This is a genomic window from Streptomyces chrestomyceticus JCM 4735 (genome assembly GCF_003865135.1).
Lineage (GTDB): Bacteria > Actinomycetota > Actinomycetes > Streptomycetales > Streptomycetaceae > Streptomyces > Streptomyces chrestomyceticus.
The window spans coordinates 9,168,958-9,185,141 of the sequence record NZ_BHZC01000001.1 but is presented as its reverse complement, the minus strand read 5'-3'; the positions used below and the strand labels follow the sequence as shown (position 1 = coordinate 9,185,141).

15 protein-coding genes and 1 pseudogene are annotated in these 16,184 nt (G+C 68.7%); 2 read left to right on the top strand and 14 right to left on the bottom strand.

Annotation, left to right across the window (positions count from 1 at the left end; translation table 11 throughout):
• Positions 1–2 precede the first annotated feature (2 nt).
• Complete coding sequence (locus tag EJG53_RS39675; RefSeq protein ID WP_125048941.1) at positions 3–326, bottom strand: hypothetical protein; 324 nt, start codon at positions 324–326, stop codon at positions 3–5.
• 528 nt (positions 327–854) lie between these two features.
• Here EJG53_RS39675 and EJG53_RS39670 point away from each other — a divergent pair.
• On the top strand, positions 855–2,096 hold the full coding sequence (locus EJG53_RS39670; protein WP_167515252.1) for a cation:proton antiporter: 1,242 nt from the start codon (positions 855–857) through the stop codon (positions 2,094–2,096).
• A gap of 152 nt (positions 2,097–2,248) precedes the next feature.
• Here the strand turns inward: EJG53_RS39670 and EJG53_RS39665 are convergent, their stop codons facing one another.
• From EJG53_RS39665 to EJG53_RS43155, 8 genes are all read right to left on the bottom strand, one after another.
• Positions 2,249–3,673 (bottom strand): sulfatase-like hydrolase/transferase, encoded by a 1,425-nt coding sequence (locus tag EJG53_RS39665; RefSeq protein ID WP_125048939.1) that lies wholly within the window; start codon positions 3,671–3,673, stop codon positions 2,249–2,251.
• A gap of 171 nt (positions 3,674–3,844) precedes the next feature.
• On the bottom strand, positions 3,845–4,534 hold the full coding sequence (locus tag EJG53_RS43165) for an HAD family hydrolase (protein WP_244955547.1): 690 nt from the start codon (positions 4,532–4,534) through the stop codon (positions 3,845–3,847).
• Positions 4,531–5,823 (bottom strand): B12-binding domain-containing radical SAM protein, encoded by a 1,293-nt coding sequence (locus EJG53_RS43160; protein WP_244955546.1) that lies wholly within the window; start codon positions 5,821–5,823, stop codon positions 4,531–4,533. Before EJG53_RS43160 ends, EJG53_RS43165 begins: the two co-directional genes overlap by 4 nt.
• Before the next feature lie 375 nt (positions 5,824–6,198).
• Positions 6,199–7,047, bottom strand: coding sequence for an aminoglycoside phosphotransferase family protein (locus tag EJG53_RS39650; RefSeq protein WP_125048937.1), 849 nt, complete (start codon positions 7,045–7,047; stop codon positions 6,199–6,201).
• 206 nt (positions 7,048–7,253) lie between these two features.
• Positions 7,254–8,225 (bottom strand): sulfate adenylyltransferase subunit CysD, encoded by a 972-nt coding sequence (cysD, locus tag EJG53_RS39645; protein WP_125048936.1) that lies wholly within the window; start codon positions 8,223–8,225, stop codon positions 7,254–7,256.
• Between the two features lie 12 nt (positions 8,226–8,237).
• Positions 8,238–8,777, bottom strand: a complete 540-nt coding sequence (locus EJG53_RS39640; RefSeq protein WP_125049895.1) for an adenine phosphoribosyltransferase — start codon at positions 8,775–8,777, stop codon at positions 8,238–8,240.
• Positions 8,774–10,123 (bottom strand): sulfotransferase family protein, encoded by a 1,350-nt coding sequence (locus EJG53_RS39635; RefSeq protein WP_125048935.1) that lies wholly within the window; start codon positions 10,121–10,123, stop codon positions 8,774–8,776. The genes EJG53_RS39640 and EJG53_RS39635 overlap by 4 nt, the downstream gene beginning before the upstream one ends.
• 7 nt (positions 10,124–10,130) lie before the next feature.
• A complete protein-coding gene (locus EJG53_RS43155; protein WP_244955545.1) occupies positions 10,131–11,381 on the bottom strand; it encodes a methyltransferase domain-containing protein in 1,251 nt (416 codons plus the stop codon).
• A gap of 18 nt (positions 11,382–11,399) precedes the next feature.
• Between EJG53_RS43155 and EJG53_RS43150 the strand changes: the two genes are divergently transcribed.
• Complete coding sequence (locus tag EJG53_RS43150; protein WP_244955544.1) at positions 11,400–11,657, top strand: hypothetical protein; 258 nt, start codon at positions 11,400–11,402, stop codon at positions 11,655–11,657.
• Here the strand turns inward: EJG53_RS43150 and EJG53_RS43145 are convergent.
• From EJG53_RS43145 to EJG53_RS39610, 5 genes and pseudogenes are all read right to left on the bottom strand, one after another.
• Positions 11,621–12,004, bottom strand: a pseudogene (locus EJG53_RS43145) (ATP-binding protein); the annotation flags it as partial. The gene EJG53_RS43150 and the pseudogene EJG53_RS43145 sit on opposite strands and share 37 nt — an antisense overlap.
• 85 nt (positions 12,005–12,089) lie before the next feature.
• Positions 12,090–12,563 (bottom strand): ferritin family protein, encoded by a 474-nt coding sequence (locus EJG53_RS39625; protein ID WP_125048934.1) that lies wholly within the window; start codon positions 12,561–12,563, stop codon positions 12,090–12,092.
• The gene (locus EJG53_RS39620; RefSeq protein ID WP_125048933.1) at positions 12,547–13,302 is read right to left on the bottom strand and encodes a class I SAM-dependent methyltransferase; all 756 of its coding nucleotides are present in this window, start codon (positions 13,300–13,302) and stop codon (positions 12,547–12,549) included. Before EJG53_RS39620 ends, EJG53_RS39625 begins: the two co-directional genes overlap by 17 nt.
• Before the next feature lie 109 nt (positions 13,303–13,411).
• Positions 13,412–14,491, bottom strand: coding sequence for a sulfotransferase family protein (locus EJG53_RS39615; RefSeq protein WP_125048932.1), 1,080 nt, complete (start codon positions 14,489–14,491; stop codon positions 13,412–13,414).
• The gene (locus EJG53_RS39610) at positions 14,488–16,164 is read right to left on the bottom strand and encodes a B12-binding domain-containing radical SAM protein (protein WP_031006590.1); all 1,677 of its coding nucleotides are present in this window, start codon (positions 16,162–16,164) and stop codon (positions 14,488–14,490) included. The genes EJG53_RS39615 and EJG53_RS39610 overlap by 4 nt, the downstream gene beginning before the upstream one ends.
• Between the last annotated feature and the right edge of the window lie 20 nt (positions 16,165–16,184).

Sequence of the window (16,184 nt, the reverse complement as noted above, 5' to 3'; positions counted from 1 at the left end):
CCTCAGGCGCCCGCCACGAGCAGGGGCACCAGCGTAGTGCCGGGCCGTGCGATCCAGTACGCCTCGCGCCGTGCGGCGTGCACCGCGCGGCGGAGCGTGCACCGTTCGCCCGCCGGGACATGGCAGGTCGGACACTGCACGGAGTAGACGCCGTGACGGAATCGGCGATGCGTCTCGTGCGCCGCCTCGTAGGCGGCGTCCGAAGCCGGGGAGGGGATGGTGGAGGACAGCGTGGACGGCACGCGGCGGCTTCCCCCGGCGGTCGCGGGGAGAAACGGTGCGGCGGCTTGCGCGGTGGCCGCGGGTACGGTGAAAGTGGCGCTCATGGAGGGGCGTCTCCTGGGTACGTGGGCGAAGGCCGAAGCCCTCACCGTCTCTTACGTCTGCTCGCCGAATCCGTTACACCTCTCCGTTTGCCCAGGTCAGGCAGGAAGATGTGCGGTGAACTCCACCATGGCCGGGGACCGGCGGGTGGCAACAATCAGATGAGGGGAAAGGGCAGGGCGTGCCCTGTCCGATTCGGGTCGGGTTCTGGCCGGTTTCGCGTCGGGGTGGTCCCGCCGACGACTCTGGCGTATATCCAGCAATGACCGTATAACGGTTCAAGAGCTCCTACGAAGCGTCACGCCTCTCATGAGGTGCGGTCGGTGGAGTGTGTGCGCAACGCGCGGATGACGGATTGCCGGGCATCGTGCGCGTTCGGGTCGCACCTCGCACCCTGGTCCGTCCACGGCTCCCGATGTTCCCCTTTCCCGGTGCCGGAGTCCCGTAGTGCCGGGGTGTCGGACCGATCGCGCCGCACGGCCCCTTTCGCACTCTGCGCAAGCGCCCGTCACGGACCTGGAGTCGCTTATATGAGCGGAACCATCCTCTCGCAGTTCTTTCTGGCCCTGGCACTCGTTCTGGGCTGTGCGAAGCTCTTCGGCTGGCTGGCGCGTCTGGTCGGGCAGCCGCGGGTGGTCGGGGAGATTTGCGCGGGCCTCTTGGCCAGTCCCATGGTCCTCTCCCCCGACCTGGTCGCGGTCGTTCTGCCCGGCGAAGTGAAGCCGCTGCTCAGTGCGGTGGCCGATATCGGGCTGGCGGCTTTCATGTTCGCCGCCGGTTACGAACTGGACCTGTCGATGCTCTACCGCCGGGCGACCGGGTCACGGGGGCTGCTCATCGGGTCGATCCTGTGTCCACTCGCTCTGGGCGCGGCGGTGGCGCTGTTTCTCGCCGACCAGTACGCCCCTGCGAACCGTACGGCATTCGTCCTCTTCGTCGCCCTCGCCATGTCCGTGACGGCGCTCCCCGTACTCGTCAGGATTCTTTCGGACCGCGGGCTGAACGGCCGGCCCGTCGGCAATCTCGCCCTGGGCGCGGCGGCGGTCGGTGATCTGACCGCCTGGGTCTGCCTCGCGGGAGTGGTGGCTTACGCGGGGGGATCGGGACAGGTGCGGGTATTACTGCTGCCGCTCTACCTCGTTCTGCTCGTCGTGGCCCGGCCGTTGCTGAGGTCGGCGGTACGTGCGAGCCTGCGGCGGAACCGGGCGGGTGCCGGACTCGTCTCCGCCGTGTTTCTGGGGCTCATGCTGTCGTGCGCGGTCACGGAATGGCTCGGCATCCACTTCATCTTCGGCGCCTTGGCGTTCGGCGCCGTCATGCCGCGCAAGGAGATGGCGGAACTGCGGGGGTCGGTGCCCCGCAGCATGCATCAGATCGGGCAGCTCATGCTGCCGCCGTACTTCGTCCTGGCCGGCATGAATGTCGACCTTTCGGCGGTCGGCGTGTCGGCCGTGGCCGTCATCGCGCTGGTCATCTGCACGGCGATGGTGTCCAAGATCGGCGGGGCGTACGCGGGCGCCCGGCTCTCCGGTATCGGGCATGCGGAGGCGCTGCCGACGGCGCTGCTGATGAATACGCGGGGACTGACCGAGATCGTGATCGTGGCGGTCGCTCTGGACGCCGGCATCATCGACCGGTCCTTCTATTCCGTGATGGTCATCATGGCGATCGCGACCACGGCCATGACCGGACCGCTGTTGACGTTGTTCGCCAAGGCTCCGGAGGACAGTGCCCCGGCCCCGGTGGTCGGCGAGCGCGCGAAGAAGCATTGAGTACGGAGTGCATGGACTGCGGGGAAGCTTTGAGCGTGGGGAAGTCTTCGGCCGAATGGGACGTCCCGGTCGATGGCGGCAGCGTGCCGTCGTCGACCGGGAGTTTTCGGTGAAGGTGACCGCTCGTCGGCGGTGGACGTCGCGCGCGGGTGTCAGAGCGGATAGCCGAGACTGCGCAGGCCCTCCCGTACCGATTCGGGCGGGGCGTTGTCGCGGGCCGGGCCCAGGGAGCGGTTGTAGTCGTCCAGGACGGCGAGCAGTTTGGGGTCGGGGGCGCCTTCCTGGATGTGGGGGATGGTGTTTTCGTCGAAACGTTCCGTGCGTACCCGCTCGTCGGGAGTCAGGCGGCTCATCTGGTCGGTGTAGCGGTAGTTCAGCCGGACCAGCCTGGTGCGGTCCAGGTAAGCGCTCTCGCCCAGAAGTACGTGCGGCAGCGCCCCTGGGTCCTCGCCGGCGCGCTGGCGTTTCTGGTAATGCACGAATTGCCGCGCGTCGGAGGTGTACGCCTGGGCCAGTGCCGGTGCGTCCTCGGTGAGCGCGGTCCGTCCCCGAACCACGTCGGCGCGGGATTCCCCGTCGAAGAGCCCGCGCCAGGGGACGTCGATTCCGGCCAGTTCCATGACCGTGGGCGCTATGTCGGCGGAGCGAATGCGCCGGAGATGCCGGCCCTGGGCGACACCGTCTCCCGCGATGATCAACGGTATCCGGAGGACGCCTTCCTCCAGCGAGTTGAAGTTGCCGTACGAGTCGTCCTCGAACTGCTGGCCGTGGTCCCCGAACAGGACCAGCAGCAGCGTCTTGCCCGCTTGGCGTACCCGGTCGACGAGCTGGGTGAGGAACGGCTCGAAGCGGCTCTTGAGGAAGAACTCGATTCCGTCCAGGTACATCTGGAAGAGGGTGTCGTACTTGCCCGCGGCGTAGAGGTAGTTGACGGCCCGCTTATACCGCAGGAACAGCGCCATGTCCGCCGGGGTGCGATAGGTCTCGTTCAGTTCGTCGACCTGGTGGGGAACCTCTTCGGGCAGCAGGCTCTCCATCCAGGCGATCTTCTCCTGGTAGGCCGAGCCGCCGAAGCGGAGGTTGTGGAAGCCGTACGGCATGTGCATTCCGGCGAAGTGGGCCAGCGACAGGGACGTCTCCGTGGCGAGCACGGCGTCGATGAACTTCTGGTCCTCCTCTACGAGGTAGGTGTCGATGTCCGCGGTGAATCCCAGTTGGTCGCCGAGGATGACGGGGAAGTCGACCTTCATGAGGGTCTGCCGGCCGGCACGGCGGGCGTGGGTGAACACCGACGGGCTGCGCAGGAATCCTTCGTAGAAGGCGTGCAGGCCGTGGCGGGCCGGGTACTGTCCGGTGAATACCGTGGCGTGGGCGGCGGAGGTGTACGGCGCGGAGGCGATGACGTTGGTGAAGAAGGCGCCGGAATTCGCCAGGTCGTCCAGTACGGGGGTAGCGGGTGCCCGCAGGTCGGGATAGCGGAGTGGCCAGAGTTTGTGCGGGTTGGCTCCGACGCCGTCGCTCCGCAGGCAGTCCAGGGATATGAACACGACATGGTCGTACGGCTGGGGAGCGCTCATGGGCGTGATTCCTCTCGCTCAGGCGTGGTCGGACCACTCGTCACGACGCTGTCGGTGATGCGGAGAGTCCCGCCCCCTGAGCGGGGGCGGGAGGGGTGGCGGACGGCGCGCTCCGGCCGCAAGCCGTGCGCCGTCAGCGGCCCGCGGGCCGGGCTCCGTCGGCGGCGGCGGTCATCCGGGGCCGGGGCGGGCCGAGATCGCCCGCAGCCCCAGTTCGGCCGCGGCACTGAGGCTGGCGGCGACGGGTACGGCGACGGCCGCCGCCTTCTCCGGGTCGTACGAGCCGTCGGCGAGCAGCACGCACGAGGCACCGACCGCGACGGCCGCTTCGTTGTCGTCCAGGGTGTCACCGATGAGCAGCACCCGGTCCACGCTCAGCTCGTCCGGATGCCGCTCCCGTACGGCGTCCAGATGCCGGGCCAGTGCGGCCTGTTTGCTCTCGGTGCGTTGCTGCCGGGTCATCCCCTCGGCGACCAGGAAGCGGGACAGCAGGCCCTCTCGTTCGAGCAGGGCGACCACCTCGTCGTGCTCCCCCATCGACAGCAGGGAATGGGTGACGCCGGCACCCGCCAGGCTGTCCAGGATTTCGGCGACGCCTTCCCGCAGCCGGGCCCGGTCCAGCAGATCCCGGTACGTCCGGTGATAGCACTCCGCGATGGCTTTCCACTGGAGGTCGGTGAAAGGCCGTTCCAGCAGGCTCGCGTAGAAACTGCGGACCGGGCGGGTGAAGGCCCTGCGGTATGCCTCGTGCGTGATGTCCCCGCCGCCGACGGTCCGGCAGGCGGCGCTGGCCGCGGCGACGCTGATGTCGATGTCGTCGAAGAGCGTGCCGTTCCAGTCCCAGACGATATGGGCCGTCACACCCGTACTTTGCCGGAGGTCAGCAGGTGAATGCGCTTCTCCGGCGGCACCGGCGGGACCGGCCGGTGGCTCAGCCACATCGTCTCCTGCCGGTCCAGGATGTCCAGGTACTCGGCCCGGACCTCCTGGTAACGCTGAGCCGTCTCCGGGAACACCGACTCGTAGATCATGTCGCACAGGTGGAGATTCCTTTTCCAGTGATCTTCGTCTTGGGCCGTCACCGGCATCACGCCCCAGAAGCGGAACGGTATGTCCAGCAGCCGGTCGCGTGCGTCCGGGATGTACGGCGTGTAGATGTTCGACTGAATGTGGTAGTTGGGGACGAGACCCCGGCTGATGATGCTGCGGATGTAGTCGATCTGTCCGAGGTCGGCCTCGTAGTCGATGTCGAGCAGACCGGAGATGAAGCTGGGCTTGATGGAGATGCCGCGCGCTGCGGCGTACTGGAGACGGTCCTCGAAACTCTCCACCTCCACCGGCTTGTTGATCTCCTTGCTGGTGAAGTTCTCGATACCCACGAGGACGGAGTGGCATCCCGTCTCGGCCATCCGGTCCAGGTTCTCGTCGGTGAGCGTCACCAGACACGTCTGCTGCGACCAGGCGATACCGGCCTCCGACAGCACGTCCATCATTTCGTCGGCGTGCTGCTGGCGCATGAAGAAGAACGGGTCGGCCACGGACACCGCGTCGGCGCCGTACTCCGTCTGGAGGTAGCGGACCTCGTCCCGCAGGATCTCCGGATCCTTGTAATTGATCTTGTAGACCATGGGGTTCAGACAGAAGGTGCACTTGTACGTGCAGCCGATGCTGGTGACGACCGTGTAGCGGATCTTGTCCCGTACCTCGGGCGCGTAGGTCTCGCCGATCCAGGAGTTGTCCGGCCGGAAGGTACGGAACTTCAGGTCGTCCGCCCGGCCGAACACCTGCTTCGCCCACGCGAAGATGTCGCGGTTGGTCACCACGAACTCGCAGTCGGCTTCCAGCTTGAGCAGGTCGGGCCGGAGGAAGTGGTTGGAGCTGACGGCCGGCCCGCCGACGAAGAGTTTCGCGGGCGAGCGCCGGGACATGTCGAGGGCGATCTGGCGCGTGCTGTCGTACGAGTTGACCGTCGAGGAGATCAGCACCGCGTCCGGACGGTGGTCCAGGACCCGCCGCATGTTCTCCTCGTACGTACCGAAGTTGAAGTCGACGACCCAGGCGTCCGGTGTGTAGTGCCGCGCGATGCTGTAGAGATACGTCAGCGCCTGCGCGATGTGGTAGGTCGAACCGTTCTTGACTTCCGTCGCCAAGTGCGGGCGCCATCCCGTGCAGTACCCAACGTGCGGAAAGATGATGACAACCCGCATGGTTACCCTCTCTGTCGTCACCGCACCGATCACGCCCGGCCGGACGCGTGTCCGGCCGGAATCGGCGGCAGCGGTGCTGAAGAACAGAATTCGCCGGATCGACGGGCGAGCAGACGGGCAGGTCCTCCGACCGTCGTGCGACGGGAATGGCCGCGCGCTTCCCGCGCGTGCACCGAAGGGGGTCCCTGCTCGATTTCCCAGCAGGCTAACGACGCGCCTCTCGGAGCGTCAAGCGTCATACGCACCGGCCGTCAGCACCTATTCCGCCGAGGGGCCGCACGGGAAATCACGGGCCCCTCGGCGGTGGCGGTCGTTCCTTCAGGACGGCGTGGGCAGCCCCAGAGCCCGGGCCGCCCAGGGCAGCGCCACTTCGAGCTGACGACGCTGAATGTCACGCACCATCGGCGCCTGCGGAATCACCGGCAGGCCGGCCCGCGCGGCGAAGAAGCCGGCCACCAACGCGGCCAGTTCGGGCGTCACGTCGGCCACTTCCTCCGGTTCCGGCCCGCCCTCCAGGCGGAGGCTCGGCAGCCAGAAGGCGACGTCGAACTGTGCGTTTCCGATCGCGGCGTGATTCCAGTCGAACAGGAACGCCCGTCCCGCCCGGAAGCACAGGTTGTCGCTGCGGACGTCCAGGTGCAGCAGGCTGTCACCGTCCAACTGCTCCGGGCGCGCCGCTTCGAGCAGAACGGGGAGCGCGCGGTCCAGCCAGTCGGCGGAACACAGTCCCAGGGAGAGGAACGGCTTCGGATCAGCCGCCACCTCGGGCCAGTTGTCCTCGCCCATGTGTGTGGAGCGGGCCGTCGGCAGCCCGGGAGGCGGCGCGTGTCCGGCGACCGCCCGGAGCGTCGCGAGCACCGCGTCGATCTTCTCCCGCGACCAGGGAGGGCTCCAGTCGCCGTCGGAGAGGTCTTCCAGGACGAGCACCGGAAGCTCCCCGTCGTCGTACCACCCGAGCACGCGCGGCACCACGTCGAGACGGAGCGCGTCATAGACTTCGTACTCCCTGCGCAGCCACTCGGCGGTGATGGCGTCGTCGGCGTGTTTGACGAACGCGGTCCGGTCGTGGGCCAGACGGACGAGCCAGCGGCGATTGTTCGTGTAGCCCCGCCCCTGGATTCGCTCCGCCGATTTTACTGCCTGCCCCAGCGCCCGCTCGATGCGCATGGTCTCATCTTCGTGCAAATACATCGGCACACATTAGCATTTTCGCTTCTGCCGCATTCCCCGCATCGCCGGGTACGGTGAATTCTCGCCACCCCGCTGTCCGGCAATCGCCGATGCGTCACCGAAGCTCCTTTTATCGGACACTCCGGCGATACCACTCAGTACCTCCGATTCCACCGGCGAAGGGCGGCCAGCGTGGTGTCACATCAGAAGTAGCCCTCGCGCTTGCGGTCCTCCATCGCGGCCTCGGACATCCGGTCGTCGGCCCGGGTGGCACCCCGCTCGGTCAGCCGTGACGCCGCGATCTCGGCGATGACCTGCTCCACCGTCCGGGCGTCGGAGTCCACCGCCCCGGTGCACGACATGTCGCCGACCGTCCGGAACCGTACCGTCCGCCGTTCCACGGTCTCGCCTTTCCTCGGCCCGCCCCACTCCCCCGGTGACAGCCACATGCCGTCGCGGCGGAACACCGTGCGTTCGTGGGCGAAATAGATGTCCGGAAGCTCGACCTTCTCCCGGGCGATGTAGTGCCACACGTCCAGTTCGGTCCAGTTGGACAGCGGGAAGACGCGCACATGTTCGCCGGGGGCGTGCCGCCCGTTGTACAGCTCCCAGAGTTCCGGCCGTTGCCGGCGGGGGTCCCACGCGCCGAAGTCGTCCCGCAGCGAGAACACCCGCTCCTTGGCGCGCGCCTTCTCCTCGTCCCGCCGGGCGCCGCCGAGCACCGCGTCGTGCCGGCCGGCCGCGATGGCGTCCAGCAGCGGCACCGTCTGCAGCGGGTTGCGGGTACCGTCCGGGCGCTCGCGCAGCTTCCCCTCGTCGATGTACCGCTGTACGGAGGCGACCCGCAGCCGGAGTCTGTGCACGGCCACGGTACGGTCCCGGTGGTCCATGACTTCCGGGAAATTGTGGCCGGTGTCCACGTGCAGCAGCTCGAAAGGCAAGGGAGCCGGCGCAAAAGCCTTCAGCGCCAGATGGAGCACAACAATCGAGTCTTTGCCGCCGGAAAAGAGGATGACCGGCCGCTCGAATTCTCCGGCCACCTCGCGAAGAATGTGCACCGACTCGGATTCCAGCACGTCGAGGTAGGCCAGAGAACGGACCGAAGGGCCGCCGGTGCCGTCCGGACCGGCTGCCCCGGTGGCCGTGGAGGCCCCTTCTTCGCCCACTGCCCGCATCGGCTCCGCCCCTCACGCGTCGATCACGGCGTCCACGGGCACCCCGTCGAGGTCGCGTGCCAGCCGGCGGCGTCCCGACAGTGCCACCAGTTCCAGCATGAAAGCCACGCCGACGACGTCCGCCCCCGCCTCCGCCACCAAGGACGCGGCCGCCAGGGCGGTGCCCCCCGTCGCCAGTACGTCGTCGACCACGACCACCCGGTCCTTCGGCCCCAGGGCGTCACACTGGAGCTCGAACTCGTCCGTCCCGTATTCCAGTTCGTAGACCCGGCGGAATGTCTTGCCCGGCAGTTTGCCGCTCTTGCGGATGACCGCGAGTCCCAGTCCGGACCGTACGGCCACCGGCGCGCCCAGCAGGAATCCGCGGGCCTCAAGACCGACGACCATGGTGGCTTCGCGGCGGCAGCACACGTCGGCCAGGGCGTCCACGAGTGCGGTGAACGCTCTCGGATCGGCCAGTAGAGAGGCGTAGTCCTTGAACAGCACACCGGGATACGGGTGGTCCGGCACATCGCGGATATAGCCTGCCAGCCACGTGGCCAGCGGCGTCATCTCCATTCCGACCGGTCCCCGTAGCCGAGGCGCTCGGCCGTGTCGGCGGTTTTCCGGTCGATGGCCGGCTCGATCAACGCCGCACGCTCCTTCCAGCGCCACTCCCGCGGCCGTGCGGTCGCCACGACCGGCCGGATGCCGTGGTGCACCGCCCGCCGGAAGTCACCGGTCAGGGAAATGCCGAGCCATTCGCTCAGCTTCTCGAAGGAGGCGATCCGACTGGCCGGGCTCGCGGTCAGGTCCTCGAACCGGACGGTCATGCGGTCGACCGACGCGTCGGCGAGATGGCCGAGTACCGCCTCGTGGGTACTGCGCCATTGGAACGCGCAGACCTCGGCCAGTGGCGCGCCGGTGTACTCCTCCCAGCCGGGTGGCAGGTCGAACTTCCACCACCACTGGTTGTCCTCGTGCTGCTCGACGTACCCGTGAATACCCAGGGGTTTCTCCATCCGGTGCGCGTGGAAACCGTGATGGCGCCACCCGTCGTAGAGGCCGTTGACGGCCGCGGCCGGATTGCGGGTCAGGTGCAGCACCCGGAAGCGCGCCTGCGGGAAGAGCGACCGCAGGAAATGCAGGCGGTACGCGTTGCTCGGTGTCTTGACGACCAGGGGCTTGTCGCGCAGGTCGGCGAGGTCCGCGCGGCGCCAGGGACGTGCCACGACGAACGGCGGCTCCTCCACGAGAAAGTCTCCCGGCGCCCGCAGTCCGGTGGCCGGCGACGGGTATCCGCGCCTGGCTTCTTTCGGCAGGTCGTAGTACCGCGGATCGACCGGCAGACCCCGCCCGGACAATTCCTCCAGTACGGCCAGCAGGCACCATGCCTCGTCGGACTCCCCCGGCGCGCCCGTGGAGCAGCGGTACGGACGTGCCCGCCACGCGCGGCGGACCGTCTCGACGAGTTCCAGGGGCTCCAGCGGCAGTTCCGGCCATTGCACGATCAGCCGCCAGGCCATGTCGGCACAGAGCTGGTTCTCGTCGCACTCCAGGGCCGCGCTTCCCGCGTCCCGCGCCATTTCCTCGGCAAGTATCGAGCGGGCCCAGGGCTCCAACGCGGCCGCGTGCTCGGAGCCCAGCGCGTCGGAGCCGGTACGGCTTTCGGGGTGGCCGAGCCCGGCCAGGCGGAGAAAAGGATTGGTCTCCGCCTGGAAATGCAGCAGTTCGCGGGAGTACCGCAGCAGCTCGGCCACCATGCTGGAGCCGCCGCGGGAACTACACGCGAGCACCACGACCTCGCCGACCCGGCCGAGGAAATCCGGCACGGCAGGGCCGCGCAGGGGCCGCAGCACGTCCAGGCGCCGGTGCAGCGTACCGAGCCCCTGCGGTGCACTGACTGAATGCGTGGTCATCCGGCCATCACCGCGGTTTCCGCAGCGAATAGACACACCAGCGCCACTGGTCGTTGATGGAACCGTCGGCCAGCACCTCGAACGGGTGGACTTCCCGCACTTCACGCGGCGCTTCGTAGAACAGCCGCTGGATCTCCCGCCGGTGCGCCGGGGTGGTCTCGTGCGTGTCGATCCACTGGTCGATGGACTCCCACAGCAGGTATTCGGTCATCCGGACGTCCTGGAATCCGGCGCCGAGGAGCAGGGAACGGAAATCCTGCTCGCGGAACATCTGGTGCAGCAGCGGCTGTTTCTTCTTGAAGACGCGGTACATCCAGAAGGCGTCCTCGTCCGCGTACGGGACGATCTGCCCCACGATGAACTGCCCGCCGGGCCGCAGCACCCGGAAGATCTCCGACACCGGGCGCTCGGGCTGCGGGAGCAGGTGCAGCACCTCCCGGGTGACGACCAGGTCGAAGGAGTCGTCCGGATAGGGCAGGTCGTAGACCGTGCCCTGGTCCACGCGGTCGAGCCGGGTGGAGGCCAGGGCGACCATCTCGGGGGTGATGTCCAGTCCGACCGTCTCCCCGACCCGGTCCTTGAAGGAGGCGCCCACCACACCGCTGCCGCAGCACACGTCGAGCATCCGGGCGTCGGCGGGCACCTCGCACAGTGCGGCGTGCCGGGCGAGCAGGTCGCCGTCGGTCAGCCAGGCGCAGGAGTCGTGCCAGTTGCGGGAGCGGATACCGAACTGCCGCTGGTAGACGGTGTAGTCGATGGCGAGGTCGCGGCGCTGCACACGGGCGGTACGGCCGGCCAGCCGCGCGGCGAGCCGGGCGCGGGTGGCGTCCAGGACCCGGGCCACGATCCGCCGCCCCAGCTCCTCGTCCTTCTCCATCCGACGGCTGAACTCGCTGTCGACGGCCTCCTGGACGATCTGGCCCACCTCGGGGTTCTGCAGCCGCTTCTTGGTCTGCCCGTCGAAGCGCGGGTCGTCCATGCGCAGGGAGACGACGGCGGTGAGCCCTTCGAGGACGTCGACGGTGGTGATGCGCTCCCCGAGGTGCGCGTCCAGCATGCCGCGCGCGGTGGCGTACCGGTTGATGGCCTGGGCCAGCGCCGAGCGGACCGCGTCGACGTGGGCGCCGCCCTGGTCGGTGCGGACGCCGTTGACGAAGCTGCGGATCTCCTCCGTGTACCCCTCCGTCCACTGGAAGGCCAGTTCCAGGGTGCTGTGGTCCCCGGTGGCGTCGACCACGATCGGCTCGGGGTGGACCACCGAGGCACCCCGGTTGAGGTGGGCGAGGAAGCCGCGTACCCCTCCGCGAACGAGAAACGGGCCCGGGTGCCGGTGTTCCGGTCCGTCAGCCCGACCGTGAGTCCGGGGTGCAGGAAGGCGATCTCCTGCAACCGTTCGGTCAGGGTCCGTACGGAGAAGGCGCGGGTGTCGAAGATCTGCGCGTCCGGCCGGAACGTGACGCGGGTGCCGCTGCCGTCCGCCGCCCCGGCCGTCGTCAGCTCCATCAGCGGTTCGCCGCAGGAGTACTCCTGGTAGTGGTGGACCCCGTCCCGCCGGATGTCCACCCGGAGCCACTCGGCCAGGGCGTTGACGCAGGAGACGCCGACGCCGTGCAGCCCGGCGGAACGGCTGTAGGCCGAGCCGCCGAACTTGCCGCCCGCGTGGAGGGTGGTGAGGACGACCTCGCAGGCCGGGCGGCCGGTGTCCTGGTGGACGTCGACCGGGATGCCGCGTCCGTCGTCCTCCACCGTGCAGGAGCCGTCCGTGTGCAGGGTGACCGTCAGCTCGTGGGCGTGGCCCGCCTCGTGTTCGTCGACGGCGTTGTCGAGCAGTTCGAAGACCAGGTGGTGCAGGCCGTCGGGGCCGGTGGAGCCGATGTACATCGACGGGTTGCGGCGTACCGCTTCGAGCCCGGAGAAGACCATGATCGCCGATGCGTCGTAGGTGGCGGCCGCGGCCGCCCGCAGATCATCCGTCATTGCGGACTCCCGTGAGTGCGGGGTCACCGGCGGGTTCGTCCGAGTGACGGGCCATCTCCTGCAGTGCGGCGTCGAGCCGGGCCGTGTGCTTCTTCTTCAGCGCCATGAGCGTGGTGAGCCAGCTCGCCAGGTCCGCGCCGCCCTCGTCGAGTGCGGCGGCGGTCAGCCTCGGGTAGGTCTCACCGGACTGCTCCAGGGCGGCCGTCACGGACGAGGCCAGGTTCAGCGGTGTGTCCCCCACGTCCCGGAAGCCCGTGGCGGGGGTGGCGTCGCGCAGTACGTCGAGGTGGCCGTGCGCGGCACAGGTGATGCTGTCGGCCAGGTCGGTGAACAGCTCCGCGATCTGGGTGTGGCCTTCGGTCTCGGCTATCTGCGCGAAGTACGCGTAGCGCAGCGCGGTGGTGGCCTCCGCGGCGAACACCGCGCGCAGTTCGGCCGCCAGGCTCTCACTTGGCTGTGGCATGGGGCTCCTCACCGGCTCCGCCGCCCGATGCGGCCGGCTTGGTCCCCGCCGCCACGACGAACAGCATGTGGTCGACGATCCGGCCGGCCGCCTCCCGGACGGCGTGCAGGGACCTGAATTCCTCGGTGGCGTCCCGGTAGGCGGCCCGGATCGCCTCGCGCCGCTCCTGGCCGATGGCGCCGTTGTCGGACCAGACGTCCACGTCCTCGGCGGAGATGTGGCGGCGGGTGTGCACCGGATCGCAGCCCGCCGCGCGGAGGAGTTCCGCCGGCTCCTCCGGGAGGAAGAAGTGGCGGCGTACGGGATTGCGCAGCCGGAGGATCTCGAAGTACGTGTCGCGGTCGTGCGGCCCGTACGCGCACAGGTTCACCAGGACCACCCGGCCGCCGGGGCGTACGACCCGCACCATCTCCTCGACGGCGTCGGGCAGGTCCATGAACTGCATGCCCTGCCGGCACACCACGAGGTCGAACTCGCCGTCGTCGAAGGGCAGTTTCTCGGCCGGTGCCACCACCAGCCGGTCCAGGAACGGCGCGGCCTGCTCCGCCATCTCCGCCGTAAGGTCCAGGCCGACCACCTCGGCCACCCGCCCGGCGAAGAGGCGGGAGACCAGGCCGGTACCGCAGGCGACGTCCAGGACCCGGGCGTCGGGTGCCGGGGCGCCCAGGTCGAGGACGATCTCGCCGAGTCCCTGGTCGGTGCACCAGGAACTGGACCGGTCGTAAGTGGCGGCACGCATTCTGAAGTGCTCGGTCACGTCATCCCGCGTGATCGGCAAGGAAGGACCTCCCTCTCGTGTGCTCCGGTTCCGTCACAGCCGCCCGCGCTCGGGGCCGGCCGGGTGGGTGTCAGGCGGCGCTGCGCCGGGCGGCGACCGGTGCGGTCATGGCGTGCCCGCGCCGGAGGTGGACCCGGGCGTGCGCCCTGACCCGCAGCCACCGCACGTAGACGTCCCTGCCGAGCCGCAGGGCGTAGTTCCGGTCCTGCTTCAGCGACCGGAACTCCACCCGCAGCCGCAGCGCCGCCGACCGCACGGCCAGCTCCACCGGGGAGGGGGTGGGGCAGGCGTGCGCGTCGGGATGGACCGGGTAGCCGAGGCCGCTCTTCAGCGGCCCCGTCACCTTGTCCACCAGCAGGCGCTCGCCCGGGGTCAGGCCGGACCGGTGGGCGCCGATCCGGTCGGTGGTGACCGGTGTCCCGGCGTTCCGCCAGGCTTCGGCCCACCCTGCCGTGTGACGGGCGGCCGGCGACCGGTGGTGTTCCAGCATGGCCGGGTGGGGTTCCTCGGCGAGGAAGGAGCAGAGCCGCTCGATCTCCTCCCTCGGGCGCGAGACCAGGTCCTCGTAGCGCAGCAGATGGACCGAGTCCGGCCCCCACTTGGACAGCGCGGCCCGGGCCTGCTCCTGCTGCCGCCGCCACAGGTGGGCCATGCGGTAGGGATGGCTGTAGCCGAAGATGGACCGCTTGGCCGAGGAACCGACGTCGCAGGGGTCTCTGACCAGCCATATGAAGCGTGCCTCGGGGAAGTGGGCCAGCGCCTCGTCCACGTGGTCGACCATGAAGGTGCTCTTGCACCCCCAGCGCGCGGCGCCCTCGGCCTGCCGGTACTGGTCGTACACGGCGGCCACCACTCCGAACAGGGTGGGGGCCGCCTCCTCCACCACGCGCTGCGGGTCGATCGTGTGCTGCCAGGGGTGGATGTGCCGTCGCAGCAGCCCTACGGCGTCCTCGGCGGCCTTCCGGCGGTTGGCCTCGACGCTCAGGTCGCCGTAGGAGCCGGCGGGCGTCGCGAGGTAGCGCATGAAATGCGGCGGATGCGGGACGCAGATCCGTGGATGCGCGTCCAGGATCAGGCGCAGCAGGTTCGACCCGGACCGTTCGGTGCCGATGATGAAGATCGGGCTCTCCGGCCCCGGTGTCGCGTTCATGCGCCACCGAGGGCCGCGGCGCGGCGCATCATCTCGGCCCCGCTCGGCACGAGGCGGCTGCCGAGCGCGGCGACCTCCGGGGAGGCGCACTGGTCGAGGGTGAAGCGGCCGGAGCCGGGGGCGAGCGCGCCGGCCGCCGAGCTCCACTTCTCGCGCCAGCCGGTTCCGGCGTAGGACGTCGAGCGTTCCAGGCCGTCGTGCGGCTGCGGGTGGAAGTACCAGAAGTTCTCCGGGTAGTGCTTGAAGTCCATGACCGGGCCGGGCTGGTAGGCGTCGTAGATGCGCTGGTAGGCATCGCGGCAGGCACCTTCGGACAGGCCGCTGATGTTGAGGAACTCGTCCTCGTGCAGGGCCTGTTCGATCGACAGCCAGTTGAGGTGGTCGATCTCGGAGCGGATCAGCCCGGAGGCGATGGCCTGTTTGTAGACCGTGGTGCCCGGCATGGCCGACAGGTACTTGACACGGGTCACATGGTTGTACGTCTCGGCGAACTGGACCATGTGGTTGAGGGACTCGTTGCTCTCGTTCGGCAGGCCGACGATGAGCAGGGAGCCGAACCGCACATCGTTCTCGAAGGTGGTCCGCATCGCCCGTACGGTCAGGTTCTCGCTGCTGCCCTTGCGGGCCTCCCGGAGCACTTCCGTGCCCAGCGACTCCACTCCGTAGAGGATGATGTCGCAGCCGGAGTCCCGCATGGCGGTGACGCGCGGGGTGTCCATGTCGGCGCACCGGGTCAGGCACGTCCAGCGGATGTCGTGGTCCTTGATGGCGTCGCAGATCTCTATCGTCTGCCGGCGGTGGGAGCTGAAGGTGAGGTCGACGAAGAAGCAGAAGTCGACACCGTACTGCTCCTTCAGCCAGGCCATGTCCCGGTCCATCTTCTCCTGGGACTTGGCCCTGACCTGGGGCGTCGTGCGGTAGCAGAAGGAGCAGTCCATCTTGCAGCCGCGGCTGTACGAGGAGATGATCTGCGGCTGCATCCCCATGGGGCTGTGGTACTGGGGCCACAGGTCGAGCCGCATCCTGGGCAGCGAGTCCAGGTCCATCATCTGGCCGCGGGCCCGGGTACGCTTGGGCTCCCCCTCGGGGGTGCGGTAGCAGATGCCCCGGACGTTGGGCAGGTCCTGCTCCCACTTGCCGGCGGCGAAGCTCTCCATGAGTTCGAGGATCGTGATCTCGCCCTCGCTGATCACGGCGACGTCGCACGCCGTGCTCTCCATGAACACATGGGGCACCGAGGTGACCAGCGATCCGCCGCAGATGATGGGGACGTCCGGTTCCGCGTCGCGCACCATCTGCATCAGTTCCCGGCAGAACGGGAAATTGTCCTCGAAGGTGCACACGCCCAGGACGTCGGTCTGGCCGACGATCTGGTCGAATGCGGTCTTGAGCGGGTTCAGCGCGTACCGCACGTCGACGATCCGGACCGGGAAGCCGGCGTTGTGAAGCACGGTCGAGATGTAGGAGGCGCCCTCGTACGGAGAGGTCAGGAAGAATTCCCAGCCGCGCGGCATGCTGAACGGTGACGGGCCGACGACCAGGGTGAAGCTGGGGAGGGAGGGATCCGTGGGCACGGGCTCGTCGTCCTGCTCGCGCATCTGCCGCATATAGCGCTGGTCGACAGCCTCGTCGGCATTCGAGTACAACTCCAGCGCCAGCGATTTCTGTGCCATGAGTCCTCCCTAGTTGCCAG

Excerpts from the sequence above, each read along its gene's own strand:
- EJG53_RS39675 (WP_125048941.1), bottom strand. The coding sequence starts at position 326 with ATGAGCGCCACTTTCACCGTACCCGCGGCCACCGCGCAAGCCGCCGCA.
- EJG53_RS39670 (WP_167515252.1), top strand. The coding sequence starts at position 855 with ATGAGCGGAACCATCCTCTCGCAGTTCTTTCTGGCCCTGGCACTCGTT.
- EJG53_RS39665 (WP_125048939.1), bottom strand. The coding sequence starts at position 3,673 with ATGAGCGCTCCCCAGCCGTACGACCATGTCGTGTTCATATCCCTGGAC.
- EJG53_RS39650 (WP_125048937.1), bottom strand. The coding sequence starts at position 7,047 with ATGCGCATCGAGCGGGCGCTGGGGCAGGCAGTAAAATCGGCGGAGCGA.
- cysD (WP_125048936.1), bottom strand. The coding sequence starts at position 8,225 with ATGCGGGCAGTGGGCGAAGAAGGGGCCTCCACGGCCACCGGGGCAGCC.
- EJG53_RS39640 (WP_125049895.1), bottom strand. The coding sequence starts at position 8,777 with ATGACGCCGCTGGCCACGTGGCTGGCAGGCTATATCCGCGATGTGCCG.
- EJG53_RS39635 (WP_125048935.1), bottom strand. The coding sequence starts at position 10,123 with ATGACCACGCATTCAGTCAGTGCACCGCAGGGGCTCGGTACGCTGCAC.
- EJG53_RS39625 (WP_125048934.1), bottom strand. The coding sequence starts at position 12,563 with ATGCCACAGCCAAGTGAGAGCCTGGCGGCCGAACTGCGCGCGGTGTTC.
- EJG53_RS39620 (WP_125048933.1), bottom strand. The coding sequence starts at position 13,302 with ATGCGTGCCGCCACTTACGACCGGTCCAGTTCCTGGTGCACCGACCAG.
- EJG53_RS39615 (WP_125048932.1), bottom strand. The coding sequence starts at position 14,491 with ATGAACGCGACACCGGGGCCGGAGAGCCCGATCTTCATCATCGGCACC.
- EJG53_RS39610 (WP_031006590.1), bottom strand. The coding sequence starts at position 16,164 with ATGGCACAGAAATCGCTGGCGCTGGAGTTGTACTCGAATGCCGACGAG.